Annotated in this window: 23 protein-coding genes; 16 read left to right on the top strand and 7 right to left on the bottom strand. The window is 63.9% G+C overall.

Translation table 11 applies throughout. The annotated features are described in order from the left end of the window. Window positions 1-37 precede the first annotated feature (37 nt). From FVF58_RS46545 to FVF58_RS46525, 5 genes are all read right to left on the bottom strand, one after another. Entirely contained in the window at window positions 38-1,021 is a 984-nt protein-coding gene (locus tag FVF58_RS46545; protein ID WP_149676296.1) for a PDR/VanB family oxidoreductase, read from the bottom strand. A gap of 19 nt (window positions 1,022-1,040) precedes the next feature. Next, entirely contained in the window at window positions 1,041-2,279 is a 1,239-nt protein-coding gene (locus FVF58_RS46540; RefSeq protein ID WP_149676295.1) for an aromatic ring-hydroxylating oxygenase subunit alpha, read from the bottom strand. Between the two features lie 31 nt (window positions 2,280-2,310). Continuing rightward, a complete protein-coding gene (locus FVF58_RS46535; RefSeq protein ID WP_149676294.1) occupies window positions 2,311-3,312 on the bottom strand; it encodes an amidohydrolase family protein in 1,002 nt (333 codons plus the stop codon). A 75-nt stretch (window positions 3,313-3,387) separates the two neighbouring features. Further along, entirely contained in the window at window positions 3,388-3,765 is a 378-nt protein-coding gene (locus FVF58_RS46530; protein WP_149676293.1) for a RidA family protein, read from the bottom strand. 36 nt (window positions 3,766-3,801) lie between these two features. After that, window positions 3,802-4,545 carry a GntR family transcriptional regulator gene (locus tag FVF58_RS46525; protein WP_149676292.1) on the bottom strand — a complete coding sequence of 248 codons (744 nt, stop codon included), beginning with the start codon at window positions 4,543-4,545 and terminating at the stop codon, window positions 3,802-3,804. A 316-nt stretch (window positions 4,546-4,861) separates the two neighbouring features. Here FVF58_RS46525 and FVF58_RS46520 point away from each other — a divergent pair, with 316 nt between their 5' ends. The 15 genes from FVF58_RS46520 to FVF58_RS46450 all read left to right on the top strand — a co-directional run bounded on the left by FVF58_RS46520 (window position 4,862) and on the right by FVF58_RS46450 (window position 20,225). Continuing rightward, window positions 4,862-7,012 carry an acetate--CoA ligase family protein gene (locus tag FVF58_RS46520; protein WP_149676291.1) on the top strand — a complete coding sequence of 717 codons (2,151 nt, stop codon included), beginning with the start codon at window positions 4,862-4,864 and terminating at the stop codon, window positions 7,010-7,012. 25 nt (window positions 7,013-7,037) lie between these two features. Beyond that, window positions 7,038-8,219, top strand: a complete 1,182-nt coding sequence (locus FVF58_RS46515; protein ID WP_149676290.1) for an acyl-CoA dehydrogenase family protein — start codon at window positions 7,038-7,040, stop codon at window positions 8,217-8,219. Between the two features lie 14 nt (window positions 8,220-8,233). After that, window positions 8,234-9,379 (top strand): acyl-CoA dehydrogenase family protein, encoded by a 1,146-nt coding sequence (locus tag FVF58_RS46510; RefSeq protein ID WP_149676289.1) that lies wholly within the window; start codon window positions 8,234-8,236, stop codon window positions 9,377-9,379. Beyond that, complete coding sequence (locus FVF58_RS46505) at window positions 9,376-10,539, top strand: thiolase domain-containing protein (RefSeq protein ID WP_149676288.1); 1,164 nt, start codon at window positions 9,376-9,378, stop codon at window positions 10,537-10,539. Before FVF58_RS46510 ends, FVF58_RS46505 begins: the two co-directional genes overlap by 4 nt. Before the next feature lie 2 nt (window positions 10,540-10,541). Further along, window positions 10,542-11,003 (top strand): Zn-ribbon domain-containing OB-fold protein, encoded by a 462-nt coding sequence (locus FVF58_RS46500; RefSeq protein WP_188131171.1) that lies wholly within the window; start codon window positions 10,542-10,544, stop codon window positions 11,001-11,003. A gap of 25 nt (window positions 11,004-11,028) precedes the next feature. After that, complete coding sequence (locus FVF58_RS46495) at window positions 11,029-12,258, top strand: CaiB/BaiF CoA transferase family protein (RefSeq protein WP_149676287.1); 1,230 nt, start codon at window positions 11,029-11,031, stop codon at window positions 12,256-12,258. A 41-nt stretch (window positions 12,259-12,299) separates the two neighbouring features. Next, window positions 12,300-13,298, top strand: coding sequence for a DODA-type extradiol aromatic ring-opening family dioxygenase (locus FVF58_RS46490; RefSeq protein WP_149676286.1), 999 nt, complete (start codon window positions 12,300-12,302; stop codon window positions 13,296-13,298). A gap of 75 nt (window positions 13,299-13,373) precedes the next feature. Then, a complete protein-coding gene (locus FVF58_RS46485; RefSeq protein ID WP_149676285.1) occupies window positions 13,374-14,027 on the top strand; it encodes an RraA family protein in 654 nt (217 codons plus the stop codon). Between the two features lie 30 nt (window positions 14,028-14,057). Further along, window positions 14,058-14,717, top strand: a complete 660-nt coding sequence (locus tag FVF58_RS46480; protein ID WP_149676284.1) for an RraA family protein — start codon at window positions 14,058-14,060, stop codon at window positions 14,715-14,717. A 2-nt stretch (window positions 14,718-14,719) separates the two neighbouring features. Continuing rightward, a complete protein-coding gene (locus FVF58_RS46475; protein WP_149676283.1) occupies window positions 14,720-15,382 on the top strand; it encodes a 4-carboxy-4-hydroxy-2-oxoadipate aldolase/oxaloacetate decarboxylase in 663 nt (220 codons plus the stop codon). A gap of 7 nt (window positions 15,383-15,389) precedes the next feature. Next, window positions 15,390-16,175: an enoyl-CoA hydratase/isomerase family protein gene (locus FVF58_RS46470; RefSeq protein ID WP_149676282.1), complete on the top strand. Its 786-nt coding sequence runs from the start codon at window positions 15,390-15,392 to the stop codon at window positions 16,173-16,175. A gap of 68 nt (window positions 16,176-16,243) precedes the next feature. Further along, complete coding sequence (locus tag FVF58_RS46465) at window positions 16,244-16,663, top strand: PaaI family thioesterase (RefSeq protein ID WP_149676281.1); 420 nt, start codon at window positions 16,244-16,246, stop codon at window positions 16,661-16,663. Between the two features lie 50 nt (window positions 16,664-16,713). Continuing rightward, entirely contained in the window at window positions 16,714-18,255 is a 1,542-nt protein-coding gene (locus tag FVF58_RS46460) for a methyl-accepting chemotaxis protein (protein WP_149676311.1), read from the top strand. A 244-nt stretch (window positions 18,256-18,499) separates the two neighbouring features. Next, on the top strand, window positions 18,500-19,249 hold the full coding sequence (locus FVF58_RS46455) for an electron transfer flavoprotein subunit beta/FixA family protein (RefSeq protein WP_149676280.1): 750 nt from the start codon (window positions 18,500-18,502) through the stop codon (window positions 19,247-19,249). A gap of 31 nt (window positions 19,250-19,280) precedes the next feature. Next, complete coding sequence (locus FVF58_RS46450; RefSeq protein WP_149676279.1) at window positions 19,281-20,225, top strand: electron transfer flavoprotein subunit alpha/FixB family protein; 945 nt, start codon at window positions 19,281-19,283, stop codon at window positions 20,223-20,225. A gap of 24 nt (window positions 20,226-20,249) precedes the next feature. On the opposite strand, the gene FVF58_RS52060 is transcribed toward FVF58_RS46450, so the two are convergent. Continuing rightward, window positions 20,250-20,450 carry a hypothetical protein gene (locus FVF58_RS52060; protein ID WP_188131170.1) on the bottom strand — a complete coding sequence of 67 codons (201 nt, stop codon included), beginning with the start codon at window positions 20,448-20,450 and terminating at the stop codon, window positions 20,250-20,252. Further along, window positions 20,447-21,082, bottom strand: coding sequence for an aldehyde dehydrogenase family protein (locus tag FVF58_RS55080; RefSeq protein ID WP_425469030.1), 636 nt, complete (start codon window positions 21,080-21,082; stop codon window positions 20,447-20,449). The genes FVF58_RS52060 and FVF58_RS55080 overlap by 4 nt, the downstream gene beginning before the upstream one ends. Before the next feature lie 139 nt (window positions 21,083-21,221). Between FVF58_RS55080 and FVF58_RS46435 the strand changes: the two genes are divergently transcribed. Further along, window positions 21,222-22,202, top strand: coding sequence for an ABC transporter substrate-binding protein (locus FVF58_RS46435; RefSeq protein ID WP_149676277.1), 981 nt, complete (start codon window positions 21,222-21,224; stop codon window positions 22,200-22,202). The last annotated feature ends 443 nt before the right edge of the window (window positions 22,203-22,645 follow it).

Below are 22,645 nucleotides of genomic sequence, written 5' to 3'. Positions count from 1 at the left end.
TGTTGTCTAGTGATGTTCAGTAACGCTAATCGACCCGTTACAGGTCGAGCACGAGGCGCTCGCTCTTGCAGCGCGAGATGCAGACCTGCATGACGTTGCCGGCGGCCCTGTCGCCATCCGAGAGGTAGGTATCGCGGTGGTCGATCTCGCCGCCGCAGACTTGCGTCGAGCACAGGCCGCAGTAACCGGCACGGCAGTCGTACATGACGTCGACGCCGTTATCGAGCAGGGTGTCGAGCACCGACTTGTCGGCGGGCACGGTCAGCACCTTGCCCGAGGACTTCAGCTCGATTTCAAAGGTCGTGTCGCCTTCCTGCGGCGCAGCTTCGCTGAACAGTTCGTAATGCAGGTCGCAGTCGTGCCAACCACGTTCGCGTGCCGCCGCGAGCACCGCGTCGATCATGCCGGACGGGCCGCACACATAGATCGGCTGGTTGACCTGGGCGCCGTCGAGCAGCGCGTCGATCGACAGGCGTGTGGCGCTGTCGTCGTCGGTGTGCAGCACGAGGCGCTCGCCCGCGAACGCGCGCAGCTCTTCGACAAACGGCAGCGCGTCGCGCGTGCGGCCCGAGAAGTGCAGCGAGTAATCGCGTTTGAGTGCGCTCAGTTCTGCTGCCATGGCCGCCATCGGCGTGATGCCGATACCACCGGCAATCAGGATTACCGAAGGCGGGGCGGCGAGCGGGAAGTGGCTGACCGGTGCTCGCACCGTGAGCGTGGCGCCGGCCTGCAGCGTGTGCATGAAGCGCGAACCGCCGCGGCCTTCGTCTTCGCGCCGGATGCCGAGATGGTAGGCGCGCACACCGGCGCGCGTATCGATCTGCGGATCGGTATTGATCAGCGAATACGAGCGCCATTGCGCCACACCGCCGTCGGCAGCCGGGATCTGAACCTGGATATGCGCGCCGGGCTCATAGCCCTGCAGCAGCGCGCCGTCCTCGGCTTCGAGCGTGAGGGACTTGATCAGCGCGGTCGGCGCGTCAACCGACGCGACACGCAACTTGACAGTAGGTGCGAGCATGGTGGTCATTCCGTAGGTGTTACTTTGCGTCGGTCAGGGTGCGCCAGTCGGCGCCGGCCTCGACCACGCCGCCCACAGAGACGGCCTTCGAGTAATCGAGTTCCGGGCTGTCGGCGAGCGCCGGCGTCTTGCCGGCCATGAACTCGCGCGCGGCCTTGAGCAGTAGTGCGCGCACGCGCAGTACGGCGCCGTCGGCCGAGCACAGTTGTTCCTGGGTGCGGTCGTAGATCGGGCCCTGGCCGAGGAACATCGCGAAGTCTTCCGTGCCGAGGTGCTGGTAGAAGCCCGTCGCGTGGCCACGCTTCATCAGGTCGCGGTTCTGGCCGAACGATTCCTCGCGCGTGCCCGGCGGCAGCGGCGGGAAGTTCCAGACGTCCGGCGTGGCCGACATGATCGTCATGCCGAGTGGGCGGTGCGGGTTGTAGTGCACGAACCACGCGCGGTGCGTCACGTCGTCGACCGGGGTCGAGAAGAACACCGTGGTCGGGCCTTTCGCGTCAGGCGGACAGATGATGCCGTACCACGGCATCACGAAGTTGTTGACGCGCGCGTAGACCTTCTCGTCCGGCATGTCGCGCAGGGCCGCATAGCGGTAGCCATACGGGCGGTCTTCGAATTCGAAGCGCGGCGCCAGTGCCTTCGTCATGATCATGCGCTCGTTGCCGCCGCCCGCCGTGATCTGCGTGGTCGATTCGTGCAGCACGCCGACGTGCGACGAATCCATTGACGCTTCGACAGCCTGCACCCAGTTCGTCGGTACTTCGACGCTCGTGACCGAGCGGTGCTCGGGCGGCAGGTCCATGAACGGCAGTTCGGGGAAGCGCGGCGGGGTCTCGCCCTTGCCGAGCCACACCCAGATGAGACCGCCGCGCTCTTCGACGCGGTGCTGGCCGGTCTTCACGCGCTTGCAGAACTGCGCCTGATCGCCGACCTGATTCGGCGCCTCGACAACGGCGCCGGTCGCGTCCATCTTCCAGCCGTGGAAGATGCAGCGCAGGCCGTTGTTCTCGTTACGCGCCATCATCAGCGACGTGCGGCGGTGCGGGCACAGTTCGTCCACGATGCCGACGTGGCCGTCGGTCGCGCGGAACGCCACATAGTTCGTGCCGAGCAGACGCACGAGCACCGGTGCGCCATCGGCCACGAGCTTCGCTGACGGCACGGCCGGAATCCAGTAGTGCTGGCGGATCATGTCGCCCATCGGCGCGCCGTTCTCGACGCGCGTCAGCAGCTCATTGTCCTCACGAGTCATTGCCATGATGTGTCTTCTCCGAGTTGGGTCTGGCGCGTCAGGCCTTGTAGTTGCGGAAGGCACGCGTGTAGACACGCGTGCAGTTGCATTCGAAGATGTTCTTGCGCTGCTCGTCGGTCAGCCACTCGATGCTTTCGATAACCGGCTTCATGTCGTCGTAGTCGCGGCCCGAGATCGGATCGCGCGCGCTGCCTGTACCCGGCTTTTCGGTGCCGAACATCACGTTGTCGGTGCCGGCGACCTTGAGCAGCAGTTCGATCGAATCCTTCGAGTAGTTGCAGGTGTCGAAGTAGAGCTTCCTGAGCTGCTCGTCGAACGTCTGCGGGCTGTTGCGGCGCGCGGCCCACGAACGGAAGCGGCCCATCTGGTAGGGGATCGCGCCGCCGCCGTGCGCGACGATGATCTTCAGGCTCGGATACTTCTCGAACACCTTCGATTCGAGCAGCGAGATCACCGCGATGTTCTCTTCGTTGATGAACTTCAGTGTGTACGACTCGCGCGGGTTGCAGCTGCCTGCCGAGTGGATCAGCGCCGGCACGTCGAGTTCGGTCATCGCGTCATAGAGCGGGTACCAGAACGGGTCGCCGAGGCCAGCCGGTGCCGGGCCGTCGCCTTCGGTCGGGTCCGGGTTCAGCAGCGTGCCGACGAAGCCGAGTTCGTTCACGCAGCGCTTGAGTTCGGCGACGCAGCGCTCAGCCGGCGAATCGTTCATGAACTGCGGCAGACCGGCTACGCCACGAAAGCGGTCCGGGAACATGTCGACGAAGCGCTTGATCAGGTCGTTGCAGTGACGCGTCCACAGTTCGGTCACGCGCGCCGGCTTGACCGAGTGCATCTGCAGGTAGGGGCGCGGCGAGATGAACTGGATGTCGGTGCCGACCGAATCCATGCTGCGCACGAGTTCCTCGGCCTGCTTGCGCACTGCTTCGTCGGGGATGTTCGGCGTGGTCGACGGGTTCGCGCGGCCGCCGACGAGTTCCGCCATGTAGCGGAAGCTTTGCGGGGGCATCACGACGTGGGCGTGGGAATCGATGATCATGGATGAGCCTCAGTTGGGTTCGGAGTGTTCAGTAAAAGAGTGCGATAACTTGTGTATGGCGCGCTGGTGTGGCGCTCAAGCGATGACCGCTAGGGTTTCGAGCTGGATGACCATGCCGTGCTGCAGATCGTGCACGGTCACATGGCGCGCCGGGCGATGCGCGGCATCGGGCCAGAAGGCCAGCCAGTGCGCGTTGATGTGTTCGCGCACCGAGTCGTCCTTGACGTAGACGGCAAGCTTCACCACGTGGTCCAGCGTGGCGCCGCCCGCATGGAGGAAGTGCTTGAGGTTTTCAAATGCGAGGCGCACCTGATCAGCCGGGGTCTCGCCAAGCTTGCCGGCGGCGGGGTCCTTGCCCGCAATCGCCGACGAGCACAGCACGTTGCCGACGCGCGAACCGACAGGGATCGGTACCTTGTGCGCGAGGCCGGGAACGTCGATGGATTGGGGCATGTGTCCTCCGTGTTTATAGGTGGTGAAGGGCGCGCGTCAGTCCGCGCCCAGATCGAAGAAATGGCGCGGCACCGCCGCGAGGAATTCAGAGAAACCGGTGGTGCCGGCCGGCACGTGTTTCATCATGACTTCTGCGGCTTTGGCTTCGTCGCCGCTCTGGATCGCACGCGCGATGTCGAAATGATCTTGCAGCGAACGCGCGATCTGGCCGCGGTTGCGCAGGTCGGCCATGCGGTAGCGCTCCGAGTGGCGGCGCGCCGTGCGGATCTGCTCGGCCAGGTACCGGTTGAGGCAGCCTTCGTAAATCAGGTCGTGGAACTGCGCGTTGGCGATCGCATACTGGTCTGTATCGCCTTCTATGGCGGCCTGCTGGCATGCCATCAAGGCCCGATCCAGTTGTTCGCGCAACTCGTCGCTCGCCCGGCGTGCGGCGAAACGCGCGCACAGTGTCTCAAGCTCGCCGATGTATTCCAGCATGGCGCGCACCTTGCCAATCGACAGACGCGCCACGGTAATACCTTGGCGCGGCGAGATCACCACCAGATCGCGCGCAACGAGATGCTGCAGAGCCTCGCGCACCGGCGTGCGGGACACATTGAACCGCGCCGCGAGCGCACGCTCGTCGATCGGTGTGCCCGGGGCGAGCTTGCCCTGTTCGATTTCGGCCTGCAGGGTGGCCCGAATATCGCTCGCGAGACTGGCCCTACCGCGCGCGGGCGCCTCGGGCGCTTCGCCCGGCGCGCCGCTGCGCTCAAGAGTGGGGTCGACTGCAAGTTTCATTGAGTTGCCCGGGTTTGGTATGTTGATCGGTCGTATAAATATACCAATATGTCGTTCTGGTATGCAATATGATGTTTCTCTTTATAGATCGTTGCAGCATCTCGGAGGTCTGCCATGTGGCACATAAAATCTTTATATTTCAATTAGATAGGCCAAACTGCGAGAGACTTCCTTCGATTGCGTAGGGAAAGTACCAGGGTGAGTTTTTGATGTCTGGTGTATTGAGGATGGCGTCGTGGTATGCCAGAATGTGTCACATCACAACGGAGTCTGGTATGCCACATCCGGATTCAATCAACATCACAGGTCAGATCAGATGAGCAAGAGCCTTATAGATGTGGCCGGCGTGCAGCCGGTCGAGCGGGTGCTCAAGCCGAAGTCGATCGCGATCGTCGGTGCATCCGCCGATCCGCGTGCTTTCGGTAATTTCGTGCTGCAGAACCTCGAGCGTTTCGGTTATGCAGGCGATATCCACCTCGTGTCGCGCAGCCGCCAGGAGATCAATGGCCGCCTCTGCGTGAACAGCGTCGAGGCGCTGCCCGAAGGTATCGATCTGGCCGTGTTGTGCATTCCCGAGTCGGGCGTGCTCGATACGGTGCGCACGCTTGGTACGCTGAAGGCCGGCGCCGCCGTGATCTTCGCGTCGGGTTATGCCGAGGCGGGTGACGAAGGCCGCGCGAAGCAGGAAGAACTGGCGCGTGTGGCAGCCGAAGGCGGCGTTGCGTTGATCGGCCCGAACTGCATGGGCTTCACGAACTTCGAGGCCGGCGTGCCGGTGACCTTCGAAGCCGTGGCGCCATACCCGCTCGGCGGCCGCCGTGGCGTGGGCGTGGTGGCGCAGAGCGGCGCGATGGCCGCGAACCTGCGCGACGCGTTCATGGGCCGTGGCCAACCGCTGACGGCGGCCGTTTCGACCGGTAACGAGGCGAGCCTCGGTATCGAAGACTACCTGGCCTGGTTCATCGCCGATTCGCAAACGAGCGCGATCGCGGTGTACGCGGAGCAGATCCGTCGCCCGCAGACGTTCCTGCTGCTCGCACGCGAAGCACGCGCGGCCGGCAAGCCGATCGTGATGCTGATGCCGGGCAAGAGCGCGCGTGCCCGTGAGGCGGCGCAGTCGCACACCGGCGCACTGGCAGGCGATCATGCGACGGCGAGCGTGCTGCTGGCGCGCGAAGGCGTGGTGGTCGTTGATTCGCTGGACGAACTGTTCGACACGACGACGATTCTGGCGCGCTTCCCGGTGCCGCCGTCGGCCGGTACGGCGGTGATGACGGCTTCGGGCGCGGTCAAGAACATCACGCTCGATTTCGCCGAGGACATCGGCCTGACGCTGTCGAGCCTGACGGAGCCGACCATCAGGAAGCTGACCGAACTGCTGCCCGACTATGCTGTGGCCGACAACCCGCTCGACTACACGACGATCGGCGTGCGCAACCCGGGCCTGATCGGCGAACTGATCGATACGATGCTGGCCGATCCGAACGTCGGTTCGCTCGTACTCTCGATCATGGGCGGCCCGTCGATCGCCCAGCGCGACAAGGCCGATTACCTCGTTCCGGCTCTTGCGCGCGCAACCAAGCCGGCCGTGCTCGCCGTGATGGGCGACAACAACCAACTCGAAGATTTCTTCACGGAATCGATCGCCGCGAGCGGCGTGCCGTTCTTCCGTTCGCCGGATCGCGCGCTGCGTGCGTGCGGCCGCGTGGCCTCGTATGGCGAATCGCTGGCACGTGCCGAGCGTGCTCGCGCTGGAGCACCGAAGGCGATCCCGCTGCCGGGCGCCGTGCCGCCGAACGGCATCTTCGCCGAATACCAGGGCAAGGGCTGGCTCGCTGCGGCCGGTCTGCCGGTGCCGAAGGGCGGTCTCGCGAAGTCGCTCGACGAAGCGCTCAAGATCGCCGATGAAATCGGCTACCCGGTCGTGCTCAAGGCTCAGGCGAGCGAACTGCCGCACAAGAGCGACGTCGGTGGCGTGGTGGTCGGCCTCGCCGACGCCGCCGCGCTGCGCGCCGGTTGGGACAAGCTGCACACGAGCGTGAAGTCACACCGTCCGGAGCTGGTGCTCGACGGTGCGCTGGTCGAAGCGATGGGCCCGCGCGGTCTGGAGCTCGTGGTGGGCGCCAAGCGCGACGCTGACTGGGGTCCGGTCGTGCTCGTGGGTCTTGGCGGGATCTTCATCGAAGTGCTCAAGGACGTGCGCCTGGTGCCGGCAGACATGTCGGAAGACGACATCGTGGTCGAGCTTGGCCGCCTGAAGGCCGCAGCGATGCTCGAAGGCGTGCGCGGCGCGGCAGGCGTTGACACCAGGGCCGTCGCGAAGGCCGTGGCGGCGATTGCCGACCAGATGCGCGCGAACCCCGAAATCACCGAAATCGACGTTAATCCGCTGGTGGCCTATCCGGACCGCGTGCTGGCGCTCGACGCACTCGTGGTATGCGGCGGCCACGGCCCCGCCCATCACTGAGCCCCGGATCAGAGGAGACAATCGAATGAAGCTGGAATTCTCAGCCGAGGACCAGGCATTCCGCGCCGAAGTGCGCGAGTTCGTGAAGCAGAACCTGTCGCCGCGCCTGAAGCGAAAGGCCGAACTCGGTCTGCGCATCGAGCGTGAAGACTACGTCGAGTGGTATACGAAGCTCTACGAGAAGGGCTGGATCGCGCCGTCGTGGAAGAAGGAACACGGTGGCCCGGGCTGGACGCACGTGCAGCGCTACATCTTCGACGAAGAGACGCTGCTGGGCGGTGCGCCGCGTATCGTGGCGAGCGGCATCAACATGCTTGGCCCGGTGCTCAATGCATTCGGCACGCCTGAGCAAAAGGCCAAATACATCCCGAAGATCCTGCGCAGCGAAACGTGGTGGGCACAGGGCTTTTCGGAGCCGGGCGCGGGCTCGGACCTCGCGGCAGTGCGCACGACGGCCGTGCTCGATGGCGATCACTTCGTCGTCAACGGCCACAAGGTCTGGACCTCGTACGCTCACTGGTGCGACATGATGTTCGCGCTCGTGCGCACCGATCCGACCGCGAAGCCCCAGGAAAGCATCTCGTTCCTGCTGCTCGACATGCATGCGCCGGGCGTCGAAGTTCGCCCGATCAAGATGCTCGACGGCGGTACCGACCTCAACGAGGTCTACCTCGACAATGTACGCGTGCCGAAGGAAAACCTCGTCGGCGAACTGAACAAGGGCTGGACCTACGGCAAGTTTCTGCTCGGCCATGAGCGCACCGGTATCGCCGGTATCGGTTCGTGCAAGCAGCAGCTTGCGCGAGCCAGGCACCTCGCGAAGCAGCAGGGCCTCGAAAACGATCCGCTGCTCCAGTCGCGCATCAGCCGCTTCGAAGTCGAGCTGATGGCGCTTGAATTCACTGGCCTGCGTATGCTGAGCGCGAACCAGGCGAGCCGAGTGCCTATGGTCGAGGCGCCGATGCTCAAGGTGCGCGGCACGGAGCTGCGCCAGGGTATCTACGCACTCCTGACAGAAATCGCCGGACCGTTCGCCGTGCCGTTCGACGAGCAGGCCCTGCTCGATGCGGACGGTTACGAAGGCCCGAGCCCGGACGAACTGATCGCGGTCGCGGCGAACTACTTCGACGCACGCAAGGTGTCGATCTACGGCGGGACCAACGAAGTGCAGCGCAATCTGATCAGCCGCGCGTTCTTCAATGCTTGAGGCGGAATACGAACATGGATTTTTCTCTGACTGAAGATCACGTCACGCTGCAGGACGCCGTGCGCCGCTTCTGCGATGGCGAATATCCCGTGCATTTGCGCGGCAACGCCGAGGACAAGGCACTGGCCGCGAAGCGTCGCCATGGCCTCGCCGAGATGGGCCTGACTGGGCTAGTGATGGATGCCGATCATGGTGGCAGCGGTTACGGTGCGGTGGAAACGATGCTCGTCGCGCAGCAGCTGGGCCGCGCGCTCGGTGGCGCGGGCTGGCTCGCGAGCGGCCTGCCGGCTGCTACGCTGATCGGCTCGGCCGGCAGCGAAGAACAGAAGGTCGCATGGCTCGAAGCCGTGGCAATGGGCGAGCAGGTGCTGGCATTCGCCGTTAGCGAAGCCGAGGCGCGCTACGACATCACGCGTCTGGCTGCGCCCGCCATTGAAACCGGCGACGGCTGGAAAATCAACGGCACGAAGACGATCGTATTCGACGCCGCAATCGCCGATGCCTTCGTAGTGGCCGTGCGTACTGCGGGCCAGCGCGGCGACCAGCAAGGCCTGGCGCTTTTCCTCGTGGACGCGAAGGCGCCTGGCATCAGCCTGCGCAACTTCGAGACGATCGACGCACGCGAAGCCGCGCACGTCACGTTCGACAACGTGGCCGTGAGCAAGGCCGATCTGATCGGTGCCGCCGGTGCGGCCCACGACCTGATCGAAGCTGCCCTCGACCGCGCGAATGCCGCGCTGGTGGCGGAGTCAGTTGGCGTGCTCGAAGCACTGCTCGAACACACGTCCGAACACCTGATGACACGCGCGCAGTTCGGCGCGCCGCTCGCGAAGTTCCAGGCGCTGCAACACCGCGTGGCCGACATGCTGATTTCACTCGAACAGAGCAAGTCGATGGCCTGCGCAGCCGCGATGGCCGTGGACGGGAACGATCCCGAGCGTCGCCGCCGTTTCGTGTCGGCTGCGAAGGCCTATGTCGGGGACGCGTGCCGCTCGGCGGGCGAGTGGGGCATCCAGCTGCACGGCGGTATGGGTATGACCGAAGAGTGCCGCGTCGGCCACTACGCCAAGCGCATGTTCGCGATCAACATGACCTATGGCGATGCGAGCTGGCATCTGCAGCGCTTCACCTCGCAGCGTTTCGCCGGGGAGGCAGCATGAGCCTGAACGGAGCAGCCTATATCGTCGGCGCTTACGAGCACCCGACGCGCAAGGCCGACGACCTGTCGGTGCTGCGTCTGCACGCCGATGTGGCGAAGGGCGCGCTCGAAGACGCGGGCCTGACCAAGGACGACATCGACGGTTACTTCTGCGCTGGTGACGCGCCGGGCCTCGGCACCACCACAGTCGCCGAATACCTTGGCCTCAAGCTGCGCCACGTCGATTCGACCGAGTGCGGCGGTTCCGCGCCGATTCTGCACGTGGCGCACGCCGCCGAAGCGATCAAGGCCGGCCGTTGCAACGTGGCGCTGATCACGCTCGCGGGCCGTCCGCGCGCAGCAGGCGCCGCGCTGTCGCTAAAGGCGCCGGACCCGGACGCGCCAGAAGTGCAGTTCGAACTGCCGTTCGGCCCGGCCACGCAAAACCTGTACGGCATGGTCGCGAAGCGTCACATGTACGAGTTCGGCACCACGAGCGAACAACTCGCGTGGATCAAGGTCGCGGCCTCGCACCACGCGCAGCACAACCCGAACGCGATGCTGCGCAACGTCGTGACCGTTGAGGACGTCGTCAATTCGCCGATGGTGTCCGATCCGCTGCATCGTCTGGACTGCTGCGTGATGAGCGACGGCGGCGGTGCGCTGATCGTCGCGCGCCCGGAAATCGCGAAGAAGCTCAAACGTCCGCTCGTCAAGGTGCGTGGCACCGGCGAGGCGCCCAAGCACTCGGCTGGCGGCAACATCGACCTGACCTGGTCGGCAGCGAAGTGGTCGGGTGCGGCTGCGTTCGCCGAGGCCGGTCTCACGTCGCAGGACATCAAGTATGCGTCGCTGTACGACAGCTTCACGATCACTGTGCTCATGCAGCTCGAAGACCTCGGCTTCTGCAAGAAGGGTGAGGGCGGCAAGTTCGTGATGGACGGCAACCTGATCTCGGGCGTCGGCAAGCTGCCGTTCAACACCGATGGCGGTGGCCTGTGCAATAACCATCCGGCCAACCGCGGTGGTGTCACGAAGGTGATCGAAGCGGTGCGCCAGCTGCGTGGCGAGGCGCATCCCGCCGTGCAGGTCAAGAACTGCGATATCGCGCTCGCGAACGGTATCGGCGGCGCGCTGGCGTCGCGTCACACCGCGGGCACGCTGATCATGGAACGGGAGTAATCATGAGCACGACTCAACCGACTACCGGCGCCCCGGCTCAGGGCGCCACCCCTGCTGCCAAACCCGCAGCGAAGCCCGCTGGCCCGCGTCGCATGCACGCGCCGCGCGTGCTGCCCGAGGCCATGCCGTTCTGGGAAGCCGCGAAAGAAGGCCGCCTATTGATCAAGCGCTGTGAGGACTGCGGCAAAACGCATTACTACCCGCGGGACATCTGCCCGCACTGCATGAGCTCGAACACCGAATGGCTCGACACCAAGGCCTTGGGCACAGTTTATTCGTTCAGCCCGATGGGCAAGGACGAGGCGCGCTACACGCTCGCGTACGTGACGCTCGACGAGGGCGTGACGATGCTGACCAATCTGGTCGACTGCGATCCCGCAGCGCTTTCGATTGGCCAGCGCGTGAAGCTCGTCTTCAAGCCGAGCGAGGGCGAATACCCGGTGCCGATGTTCACGCCGGCCTGAACGAAATACAGAGAGGAGACAAGGCATGTCAGCCGATTTCAAGGAACAGCACAGGCGCCACGATCCCAGGAAAGGTCCGCTCTCGCGTTTCACGATCATCGACGCCTCGCGCGTACGCGCCGGTCCCACGGCCATGCGCGTGTTCGCGGACATGGGCGCGCGCGTAATCAAGCTGGAGATTCCATCTGGCGCGCCCGGCGGTGACGACATGATCGGCGGCCGCGACCATAACCGCGCCGACTATGAAAACCTGCACCGCAACAAGGAGAGCCTGACTCTGAACATGAAGGATCCGGGCGGCCTCGAGATTCTCCGCAAGCTGGTCCAGCGTGCCGACGTGTTCATCGAGAACTTCCGCCCCGACGTCAAGGATCGCCTCGACATCGGCTACGAAGCCTTGCGTGCCGTCAATCCGCGCCTCGTGTACGCCAGCATTTCGGGCTTCGGCCAGGACGGCCCGTATGCGAAGTGGCCCGGTTTCGACTCGATTGCGCAGGGCATGGGCGGCTTGATGAGCCTGACCGGCAAGCCGGGCGAAGGTCCGATGCGCGTCGGCATCCCCATTGCCGACTTGTGCTCGGGGCACTTCTGCGCGCAGGCGATCATGACCGCGCTGCTCGAACGCGAAGCCTCGGGCGAGGGGCAGTGGGTGCAGACCTCGCTGCTCGAAGCGCAGATCGCGATGCTCGACTTCCAGGCCGCGCAGTGGCTCGTTGACCACAAGGTGCCGCAGCAGATCGGCAACGAGCATCCGCTCACGGTGCCGACCGGCGTGTTCCCGACCAGCGATGGCTTCCTTAACCTGGCCGCGATCGGCAATTCGATGTTCGCGCGCCTGTGCGAGGCGCTCGGCCTGTCGCACCTGCTCGGCCAGCCTGGATACGAATCGGACCCGGCGCGCGTCGAAAATCGCGATGCGGTCAACCAGGCGGTCGGCGATGTGTTCCTCACGCGCACCACGCGCGAGTGGACCGAGCTGCTGATCAAGGTCGGCGTGCCGTGCGGCCCGATCTACAAGGTTAACGAAGTATTCGACGATCCGCAGGTCAAGCATCTGGGTATCGCGTGGCCGGCCAACGTGCCGGGCAAGGGCGAAGTGTCGTTCGTCGGCACGCCATTCCGTCTGTCGCGCTACCCGCGCGCGCAGAGGCCGCGCCTCGCGCCGGAGCAGGGCGAGCATACGCAGGCGATCCTGAACGAGCTTGGCTACGACGATCAGCAGATTGAGCAGTGGCGCTCGGCCTTCGTGGTCTGACGTGCGCTAACGCAGGAATTGAAGAGAGAGAGAGAGACGAAATGGCACGACTGGTCGCCGGATTCGGTTCATCGCACAGCATCATGCTGGTTTGCCAGCGCGAAGACTGGCAGCATGGTTTCAAGCAGGTCGATCCGAAGAATCCGTATTACTTCGATCGCCTCGGCAACCCCACGACTTACGACGAGCTGCTCAAGATCGCCCCGACGGATTCCGAGGCGATGGTGACGGCCGATAGGATGGGCGAGCGCTACGATCAGGCCGAAGCGGCCATGGACGAGTTGCGCGAGCGTATCCGCGCGGCGAAGCTCGACGTGCTGCTCGTGGTAGGCGACGATCAGACGGAATTGTTTCGGGTGACGAATAATCCGGCCTTCGCGATCTACTACGGCGAGACGATCCGCAACGCGAAGCGCGTGTCGAGCCCGAACGAAAGCTGGTACGCGAAGGCGCGCACGATGCGCCAGGAGCCGGATGCCGACGTGCACTATCCGGTCAAGGCCGACATGGCGCGCTGGCTGATCCGCGAGCTGTGCGACCGCGATTTCGACATCACGGCGATGGACGGTCTCGAGCAAGACCAGTACGAGGGCCATGCGTTCTCGTTCGTTCACCGTCGCTATATGCAGGGTCTCAACCTGCCGGTGATCCCGGTCATCATCAACACGTTCGATCCGCCGAATCAGCCCACGCCGCGCCGCTGCATCCAGCTCGGCCGTGCGCTGCGCGAGCTGATCGAGGCGTATCCGGAAGACCTGCGGGTGGGCGTGCTCGCTTCGGGCGGCCTGTCGCACTTCGTCGTGGACGAGGAACTCGACATCGGCATCATCGACGCGATCCGCCGCAAGGACAGCGAATGGCTGGCCGCGCTCGATCCGAAGAAGCTGCAGGCCGGCAGCTCGGAGATCCGTAACTGGATCATCGGCGTCGAGGCACTGAAGTCGCTCGACCTCGAATGGGTCACCTACGTGCCCGGGTACCGCACGGCGGCCTTGACCGGCACGGGCCTCGCATTCGCGGCCTGGCATACGCTCGACTGAACGCGGTGGCCCTGTCCTCCCCGGACGGGCGCTTGCATGGCACTTCAAGTTTCTTTCAGGAAAGTACAACACATCATGGCTGACCAAAACGTACAGCGCCTGCGCCGGCTCGATTGCTGCGCCGTGTCGGACGCACTCGACAAACTCAAACTCCCGGGCGTCGTGAGCGGCTTGCCGCAGCGCGCGGGCGCGGGACGGATCGCCGGTCGCGCGATCACCGTCAAACTAGGCACCGGCGAAGCGCCGCCCGGACCGCCCGTGCATCTCGGCTGCACCGCGATCGAACAGGCCGACGCCGACAACGTGATCGTGGTCGAACAGCGCAGCGGCGTCGAAGCCGGCTGCTGGGGCGGCCTGCTTTCGCTTGCCGCGAAAGTGCGCGAAGTCGCAGGCGTGGTGGCCGACGGGCCCGTGCGCGATATCGACGAAGCCGTTGCCTACGAACTGCCCGTATTCAGCCGCGCGACCACGGCGCGCACGGCGCGCGGACGCGTGGTCGAGAAGGGCACCAATGTGCCGGTGCAGATCGGCGAAGTGCAGGTGGAGGCAGGCGACTATGTTGTGGCCGACAACAGCGCCGTGATCTTCATTCGCGCCGGCGACATCGGCATCGTGCTCGACACTGCAGAGACGATCGTCGCGAAGGAAGCCGCGATGGCCAAGGCGATCCTCTCTGGCTCGCCGGTCCAGAAAGTGATGGGTGGCAACTACGAACACATGCTCAAGTAAGCACATTGACAATCGACAAGGACATAAATCATGACGAACGACAAGCGCAACGTCGAACGCGCCAGCAAACTCGATACGGCCACCCTCTCGGATGCGCTCGATAAACTCGGCATCGCTGGGCAGTGCCACAGGATCAAGGCTCGCAGCACGGACTTCCGGCTCGCGGGCCGCGCCTGGACACTCAAGTATGGTCCGGCCTCGAACCCGCCTGGCACGGTCGGCGACTACATTGACGACGTGCCGCCCGGCGCGATCGTCGTGCTTGACAACGCCGGGCGCGTGGACGCGACTGTGTGGGGTGACATCCTGACCGAGATCGCACACCGCCGCGGCCTAGGCGGCACGGTGATCAATGGCGTGTGCCGCGACGTCGCCCTGTGCCTGAAGCTTGGCTATCCCGTGTTCAGCCGCGATCACTGGATGCGCACAGGCAAGGACCGCGTGCAGGTCGAGGCGACCAACATTCCGGTCAACATCGGCGAGGCTCGCGTTCAGCCTGGTGACATCCTGCGCGGCGATGCGGACGGTGTAATCGTGATCCCGCGCGAGCATGAGGACGCCGTGCTCGACACGGCCGAAACCATTCAGCATGCAGAGGACGCAATCCGCGAAGCCTGTCGCGGCGGCACGCGTCTCGACGAGGCGCGCCAACAGTTCAAGTACCACCAGCTGCAGACTCGGGGGAAATAAATATGAAAGAACACGATTCGGCAACGACGGTGCGCACCGCGATCGAACGCGTCGAGGCGAGCGTGGTCGAGACCGCGCGCACGTTGCCCGCGGCGACGCTGCACGAAGCCGGCGGCAAGATCGGTGCACTGCCGGCGGCGATCAAGCCGGTGGCGCCGGGCTTCAGGATCTGTGGCACGGCAATTACGGTGCATTCGCCGGGCGGCGACAACCTCTGGCTGCATCGCGCGCTTGTGCTGGCGCAGCCGGGCGACGTGCTGGTGGTCTACACCAACGGCGCCTACGAGCACGGCTACTGGGGTGAAGTCATGACAACCGCGGCAAAGGTGCGCGGTCTCGCCGGTCTCGTGATCGACGGCAGTGTGCGCGACGCGGACCTGCTCGAGCAGATCGGCTTCCCGGTGTTTTCGCGCGGCCTGTCGATTCGCGGGACGGGCAAGGATTACGGTGCGATCGGCTGGATCAACGAGCCGGTGTTGATCGGTAACGTAACGGTCAACGCGGGCGATCTGATCGTTGGCGACCGGGACGGCGTCGTTGTTATCCCGCGTGCGCGTGCGGCGGACGTTGTCGAGATGGCCGCGAAGCGCGAGGCCGACGAGGCCGCGATATGCAAGCGCATTGAGGCCGGCGAGACGACCATGCAGATCTACAACTTCCATTGAGCTGAAGATGACCTCGAAGTCCGCCACCCATTCGTCCGGCTTTGCGCCGGAACTGACCGTCGCCGGTCCGATAGCCACGATCACGCTGCGCCGCCCCGAGATGGCAAACCGTCTCGAACCAGAAGACCTCGCGACGCTGCGCGGCTTCATTCGCGACGTAAACGCGCGGCGCGACGTGCTCGTCTTGCGGCTATATGCCGAAGGCCGGCACTTTTGCGCTGGCTTCAACATTGGCAGCATTGGCGACGGCGACGGCGACGCGGGCGCAAGCTTCGAGGCGCTCGCCAACGAGCTGGAGCGCGCGCGCCCGGTGACAATCGCAGCGATCAACGGCGGCGTGTACGGCGGCGCAACCGATCTCGCGCTCGCCTGCGACTTTCGGATCGGCATTGAGACGAGCCAGATGTTTGTGCCGGCTGCACGACTTGGCCTGCTGTTTTATCGCGACGGCTTGCGGCGTTACGTTTCGAGGCTCGGGCTGAATACGGCAAAGAAGCTGCTGCTTACAGCGGCGACGTTCGATGCCGCGCAGATGCAAGCCTGCGGGTTTTTCGATGCGGTGGTGGCGCCAGCCGCGCTGCGCGACGAAGTCGAGCGCCTGAGCGGCGACCTGGCCGGGATGGCGCCGCTGGCGCTGCTCGGCATGAAGAAGCACCTGAACCGGATCGCATCCGGCACGCTCGACGAAGACGAGTTCTGGCACGACGTCACACAGGCGGACGCATCGCAGGACCTGCGTGAAGGCGCGCTGGCGTGGCAGGAGAAGCGCAAACCGGTGTTTCGCGGCGAATAGGCATCGAAGCAATGCGAAAGGGGCTTGGCCTTCGAACCGCAAGCTGCCTCAAAAATAGGAGACCATCAATGGAAATCGACGAGAAACAGTCTCTCGCGCGCCTGTACGGCACGAACGGCTCTCTGCCGGCGGTGACGACAACGCTTGGCGGAACGTTCCTGTCACTTGGTGACGGCACGCTTGAAGCGCAGTACGTGGGCGCGCCGGCGTTCCTCAACCCGGCGGGCCAGGTGCAGGGCGGCATGCTGTGCGCCATGCTCGACGACGTGACGGCGACGCTCGTGATGTCGACACTGGCTGAAGGTGAACACTGCGCCACGCTTAGCCTGAACACGTCCTTCCTGCGGCCCGCGAAGCCCGGCCGCCTGACTGGTCGGGCGACGCTGGTGCGCCGGGGACGCGGTGTGTGTAACGTGAACGGAGAGCTGTGGCAGGACGATAAGCTCGTTGCAACGGCGTCGGCGGTATGCATGATCGTCGCGCGTTGAGCCCGGCGCGCGCGTCGGGCCGAACTGTATCGCCCTCCTTATCCATGAAGATGACGTTGAACCGCAAGCTTCTTTCGATGATCGCCTTGCTGTGGATCGGCCTGGTGCTGATCGGCGCGTTTGGCGCGTGGCAGGCGCGCTTGTCCATGCTCGCCGATCGCCGCGAGCAGTTGCGGGCGCTCGTGCAGCAGGCTGAGAGCCTCGCCAGCCACTACTATCGGCTCGCGCAGATGGGTGCGCTGAGCGACGTGGACGCGCGCAGGCAGGCGTTGGCGGCTCTGGCCGACCTGCGCTATGGCGAAGACGGCTATGTGGCGATCATCGATTCACATCTCGTGATCGTGATGAATCCGTTCCTGCCGCAGATGACCGGCAAGGATGCCAGCCGGATGATGGATGGAGCCGGACAGCCGTTGATTCCAAAGCTGGTCGCTGCCGGCGATCGGCCTGGCGGCGGCTTTGCCGACTACGTGGGCCGCAAGCCCGACAGCGACCTTCGCGCAGTCAAGACCAACTACGTGGCGCTCTTCGCACCGTGGGACTGGTACATCGCGACTGGCATGTACATGGACGACATCGATCACGAGTTCTACGCCAGTCTGGCGCGGTGGCTCGCCGTCACTGCGTTCCTTGCCGGCGTCTCCACGCTGGTGATGGGCTTCGTGGTGCGTAGCGTTCTCGGTGCGCTTGGCGGCGAAATGGAAGAGGCGGTCGCCGCGGCGCAGCGGATTGCGCAGGGCGATCTCGGCGCCGACGTCCCGGTGCGTAACGGCGAACGGCCGAGCCTGATGCTGGCGCTTGCCACCATGCGCGACGGGATCGTCGAAACTGTAGCGCGCGTGCAGGCCGGCGCGGAGAACGTTGACGGCGGCGCGCACGAAATCGCTTCCGGCAATGCTGACCTTTCCAGCCGCACGGAGAAGCAGGCCGCCGCGCTGGTGCAAACGGCGTCGAGCATGGACGAGATGACCGCCAATGTGAAACGCAACGCCCAAAGCGCCGAGCAGGCGGCGCGTCTCGCGAGCGAGGCAGCCGATGTTGCGAGACAAGGCAGCCGGGCCGTCGACGGCGTGGTGCATACCATGGGCGATATCACCAGCACTTCCCGCGAGATCGGCAACATCATTGGCGTGATCGATGGCATTGCGTTCCAGACCAATATCCTCGCGCTGAACGCCGCGGTCGAGGCGGCGCGCGCCGGCGAGCAAGGGCGCGGCTTTGCGGTGGTCGCTTCGGAAGTGCGCAGCCTCGCGCAGCGCTCGGCGGCGGCGGCACGGGACATCAAGGATCTGATCAGTGCATCGACGCAGGCTGTTGAGGCGGGCGCCGAGCAGGTATCGAATGCGGGCGCGACGATGGGCGACATTGTGAATGCGGTCACGCGCGTCCACGCAATCCTCGACGAAATCAGCTGCGCGTCGCTGGAACAGAGCGCCGGTATCGAGCAGGTGAATCGTGCGATCGGCGAGATGGACGAGGTGACGCAGCAGAACGCAGCGCTGGTCGAACAGGCTGCGGCTGCCGCGCACTCGTTGCGCGATCAGGTCGCCAGCCTGCGCGATGCAATTGGCCGTTTCACATTACGAGGCTAGCAACGGGGCAGGGAGTGAGGTCCGCCATGCTAATTGAACGGTCGGACGTTCGATGAGCGGGTCTGCGGAAGATAGCTAATGGTCGTATCCCCGGTGGTCGGTGCGGCCTTGCAGCTCTGCTTTGCAGGGCGGGACAGTCTCGTTTTTATCGTCCCACCGCCAGGTAGCGTGCGCATCCCCAGGTTTCGCAGGCGCTTAAGCAGGATCGTGAATTCGGTAGGCCCATGATAGTCAAGGAACAGATATGAAGATCCTGGTCGCGGTCAAACGCGTAGTCGACTACAACGTGAAGGTTCGTGCGAAGTCGGACGGCGCGGGTGTCGACATTGCAAATGTGAAGATGTCGATGAACCCGTTTGACGAAATCGCCGTGGAAGAAGCGGTTCGTCTCAAGGAAGAGGGCCTGGCCACAGAGGTGATCGCTGTGTCCGCGGGTGTCGCGCAGGCGCAGGAAACGCTGCGCATGGCGCTGGCGATCGGTGCGGATCGCGCGGTGTTGATCGAATCGAACGAAGACCTGCAGCCGCTGGCCGTCGCCAAGCTGCTCAAGGCACTGGTCGACAAGGAGCAGCCTTCTTTGGTCATCCTCGGCAAGCAGGCGATTGATGACGATTCGAACCAGACCGGCCAGATGCTGGCCGCGTTAGCTGGATTTCCGCAGGCAACGTTCGCGTCGAAGGTTGTCGTGGCCGACGATAAGGCTACGGTTTGGCGCGAAGTCGATGGTGGCGCCGAAACGCTGTCGCTGACGTTGCCGGCTGTGATCACGACAGACCTGCGCCTGAACGAGCCGCGCTACGTGACGCTGCCGAACATCATGAAGGCGAAGAAGAAGCCGCTGGAAACGATCAAGCCGGAGGACCTCGGCGTCGACATCAAGCCGCGTCTGAAGACGCTGAAAATCAGCGAGCCATCCACGCGCTCCGCTGGCGTAAAGGTGGCGGACGTGAAGACGCTGGTCGGGAAGCTGAAGACCGAAGCGAAGGCGCTTTGATCAAGCGAACACGAAAGTGGAGACGAAACAAATGACGATTCTGGTAATTGCTGAACACGATAACGTGTCGCTGAAGGCGGCGACGCTCAATACGGTGGCGGCCGCAGCAGTTGTCGCCACGTTTACGGGTGGTGACATTCACGTATTGATTGCGGGTCACCGTACAGGTTTAGCTGCAGAGCAGGCGTCGACGATCGCAGGTGTATGCAAAGTTCTGCTCGCCGATGCGCCGCAACTGGCCGATGGCCTCGCGGAAAACGTCGAAGCGACAGTGCTGAACATTGCGAAGGACTACTCGCACATCCTCGCGCCGGCAACGGCTTATGGCAAGAACATCGCACCGCGCATTGCGGCGAAGCTCGACGTCGGGCAGATCAGCGACATTACAGCAGTCGATTCGCCCGACACGTTTGAACGCCCGATCTACGCGGGCAACGCAATTGCGATCGTGCAATCACAAGACCCGATCAAGGTCATCACAGTGCGCACTACGGGCTTTGATCCGGTGGCAGCGCAAGGGGGCAGCGCACCGGTCGAGAAGATCGAGGCCGCAGCCGACGCAGGCATCTCGCTGTTCGTGAGCCGCGAAGTAACGAAGCTGGATCGTCCGGAACTGACCAACGCGAACATCATCGTCTCGGGCGGTCGGGGTCTGGGCAGCGGCGAGAACTATACGAAGGTGCTAGAACCTTTGGCCGACAGGCTCGGTGCAGCGATGGGCGCATCACGCGCAGCCGTCGATGCGGGCTATGTACCGAACGACTATCAGGTCGGTCAGACGGGGAAGATCGTCGCGCCGCAACTGTATGTTGCGGTCGGCATCTCGGGTGCGATCCAGCATCTGGCAGGCATGAAGGATTCGAAGGTGATCGTCGCGATCAACAAGGATCCGGAAGCTCCGATCTTCAGCGTCGCGGACTACGGCCTCGTTGGCGATCTGTTCACGGTCGTGCCCGATCTAATTGAAAGCGTTTGAAACCTCCTGATCTACCAATCGCGTTCACTGAGGGAGGAACTGTTGGCTCTCGCAATACAGATCCGGCAAAGCGCTGCGAACGCGGCCAACGCCGAGGATGCGGATATCTGGAGATGGTTTGCTGGTCTGGTCGAGGAACGTCGCATTCGTTGGTGTTTTGCGGATGGCAGGTGGTTGGTGAGCGTCGATCACCGTCACGTTGCCACAGATGAAAACTTCGATCACGCAATCCGGACCGCCAGACGCAGTGGAAGAGGCGACGAAAGGCGAATGAAGACCTTCTGAGATGACGCATCGCATAGAGCAGAGTCTAAGTTGGCACACATTTGCGTGGGGTCCAAACGTTCTGGATGATCGCGCGCGAGCGGGAGAACGCGAGCTTTTGGCAGGTGTTTCCGGGGCTCTTTTTGTGGATCAGGTATCCACACATCCACGCAATGCGAACCGCTCGGGAAACGCAAGCCATGTTCCTCGGGCAGCATTTGCGTACCGCCGATCACAAGGTCGAGCGCGTCGGAGACGCGGATCGCGGCGATCGGACCGAATGGTTCATCGTTGAACACCGATGCATCGAGCGGCACGTCGGTCAGCACGGTCGGCGCGAAGAAGTTGTCTTGCGTGCCGACACGCTCGCCGCCGGTCGCAACCTTCGCACCGGATTCGCGTGCATTCGCAACGATCCGGTCGATCGCCGGAACACGCCGCGTGTTCGCGAGCGGCTCCAGTGTCGTGCCCAGCGGCAGACCGCCCCCAATCTTCTGTATTCCTGATCGTTTCATGGTTGAAACAACCTCGGAACGGATGCGTTGCCGCATGGCGTGGCCGTAGAGTACGCGAGTTTTTCTGCGCTTGCTCATCCCTATAAAAGTACCAGTGAATCTGAATTTTGTGTAGGGACGCGTGTTCGCCCAAGGCATATCCTTCTGCCAACAAACCTGATGTCCGGCGCTGGAATTCCCGCTTCAGCCGTCGGCAACGACTCACTCATTGGAGACGATGTTGGCTAAGAAAATCCCTCTCAAGATTGCGATCGCGGAGTATCCGCATACCGCGGCTATCCGCAACGGCTCGATTCCCATCGAAGGCGTCGACGCCGAAATCGTTACCGTCAAGCCGCAAATTGGCGCGTTCCGCCGCATGGTGCGCGACGTCGAATTTGATGTTTGCGAGCTGGCGCCCACGACCTACATCATCGCGCGTGCCCATGGCGCGCCGTTCGTCGCGCTGCCGGTCTTTGTGACGCGCACTTTCCATCATGGCGGCCTGCTGGTGCGTCCCGACGCAGGCATCAAGTCGCCCAAGGATCTCGAAGGCAAGAAGGTCGGCGTGCGCGCCTATTCGGTCACGACCGGCGCCTGGACGCGCCAGGTTCTGATCGACGAATACGGAGTCGATGTGTCGAAGGTGACCTGGGTGGTCGACGACGAGGAACACGTCACGCAGCTCAAGCTGCCGCCGAACGTCGTTCACGCGCCCGAGGGCACTTCGCTGGCCGATATGATGGCCAAGGGCGAGCTGGCGGCAGGTTTCGCAGCAGCCGCGGGCATCGGCCGCACCGGCAATCCGACAGGCGACGCCTGGCAGGAAGTTGAGGCCAACTATCCGGACCTGTTCCCGAATGCAGCGGAGCTGGAGGCCGACTACTACGCGCGCACCGGCGTCTATCCGATGCATGGCACGATCGTTGTCAAGGATTCGGTGCTGGCCGAGCATCCGTGGATTGCGAAGTCGCTGTTCGATGCACTCTCGCGCGCCAAGAACGAATGGCTCGCACGTCTCGAAGCGGGCGAGATCGCTGGTCCGACCGACAACAAGTACCTGCGCCTGCGCAAGATCGTCGGTCATGATCCGCTGCCCTACGGCATCCAGGAAAACATCAAGACCATCGAGGCGCTCGAAGCGACCGCGTTCAAGCAGGGCCTCACGTCGCGCCGCATGTCGATCAGCGAGTTGATCGTGGATCCCCTGGCCAGCTAATCGAACGGAGACAACAAGATTATCGATTGCCACGGCCACTTCACGACCGTTCTCGCATCGTTTCGCGACTGGCGTGCGAAGCAGGTTGCACCAGTCAACGATCCGGCCAACGCGCCGTGTCGCGCGACGGCACCCCCGTGAGCAATGACCAGATCCGCGAAGCGATCGACAGCGGCAAGCTCAAGCTGCGGAGGGGGCTACGACCTCACTCTGTTCTCGCCGATCGCCGGCCGAGCCGTCACCTCGGCAACGAGCGCACGGGCGTCGAGTGGCGGAGATTTTCAACGATTTGGTCTCCCGCGTGACCGAGCTGTTCCCGGGGCTCTGTCAAGTTTGCGGGTGCAGGCAACCTGTGTTGATCAAGCGTAGTTATCCTTATCAGATAAATTTCTCTGCTGCAGCGATGACGGTCCAGCCATGCCATGTGGCGAAGCGTTCTTGGA

It is taken from the genome of Paraburkholderia panacisoli (assembly GCF_008369935.1).
GTDB lineage: Bacteria > Pseudomonadota > Gammaproteobacteria > Burkholderiales > Burkholderiaceae > Paraburkholderia > Paraburkholderia panacisoli.
The sequence above is the reverse complement of the archived record's forward strand: the minus strand, read 5'-3'. Positions and strand labels throughout refer to the sequence as shown.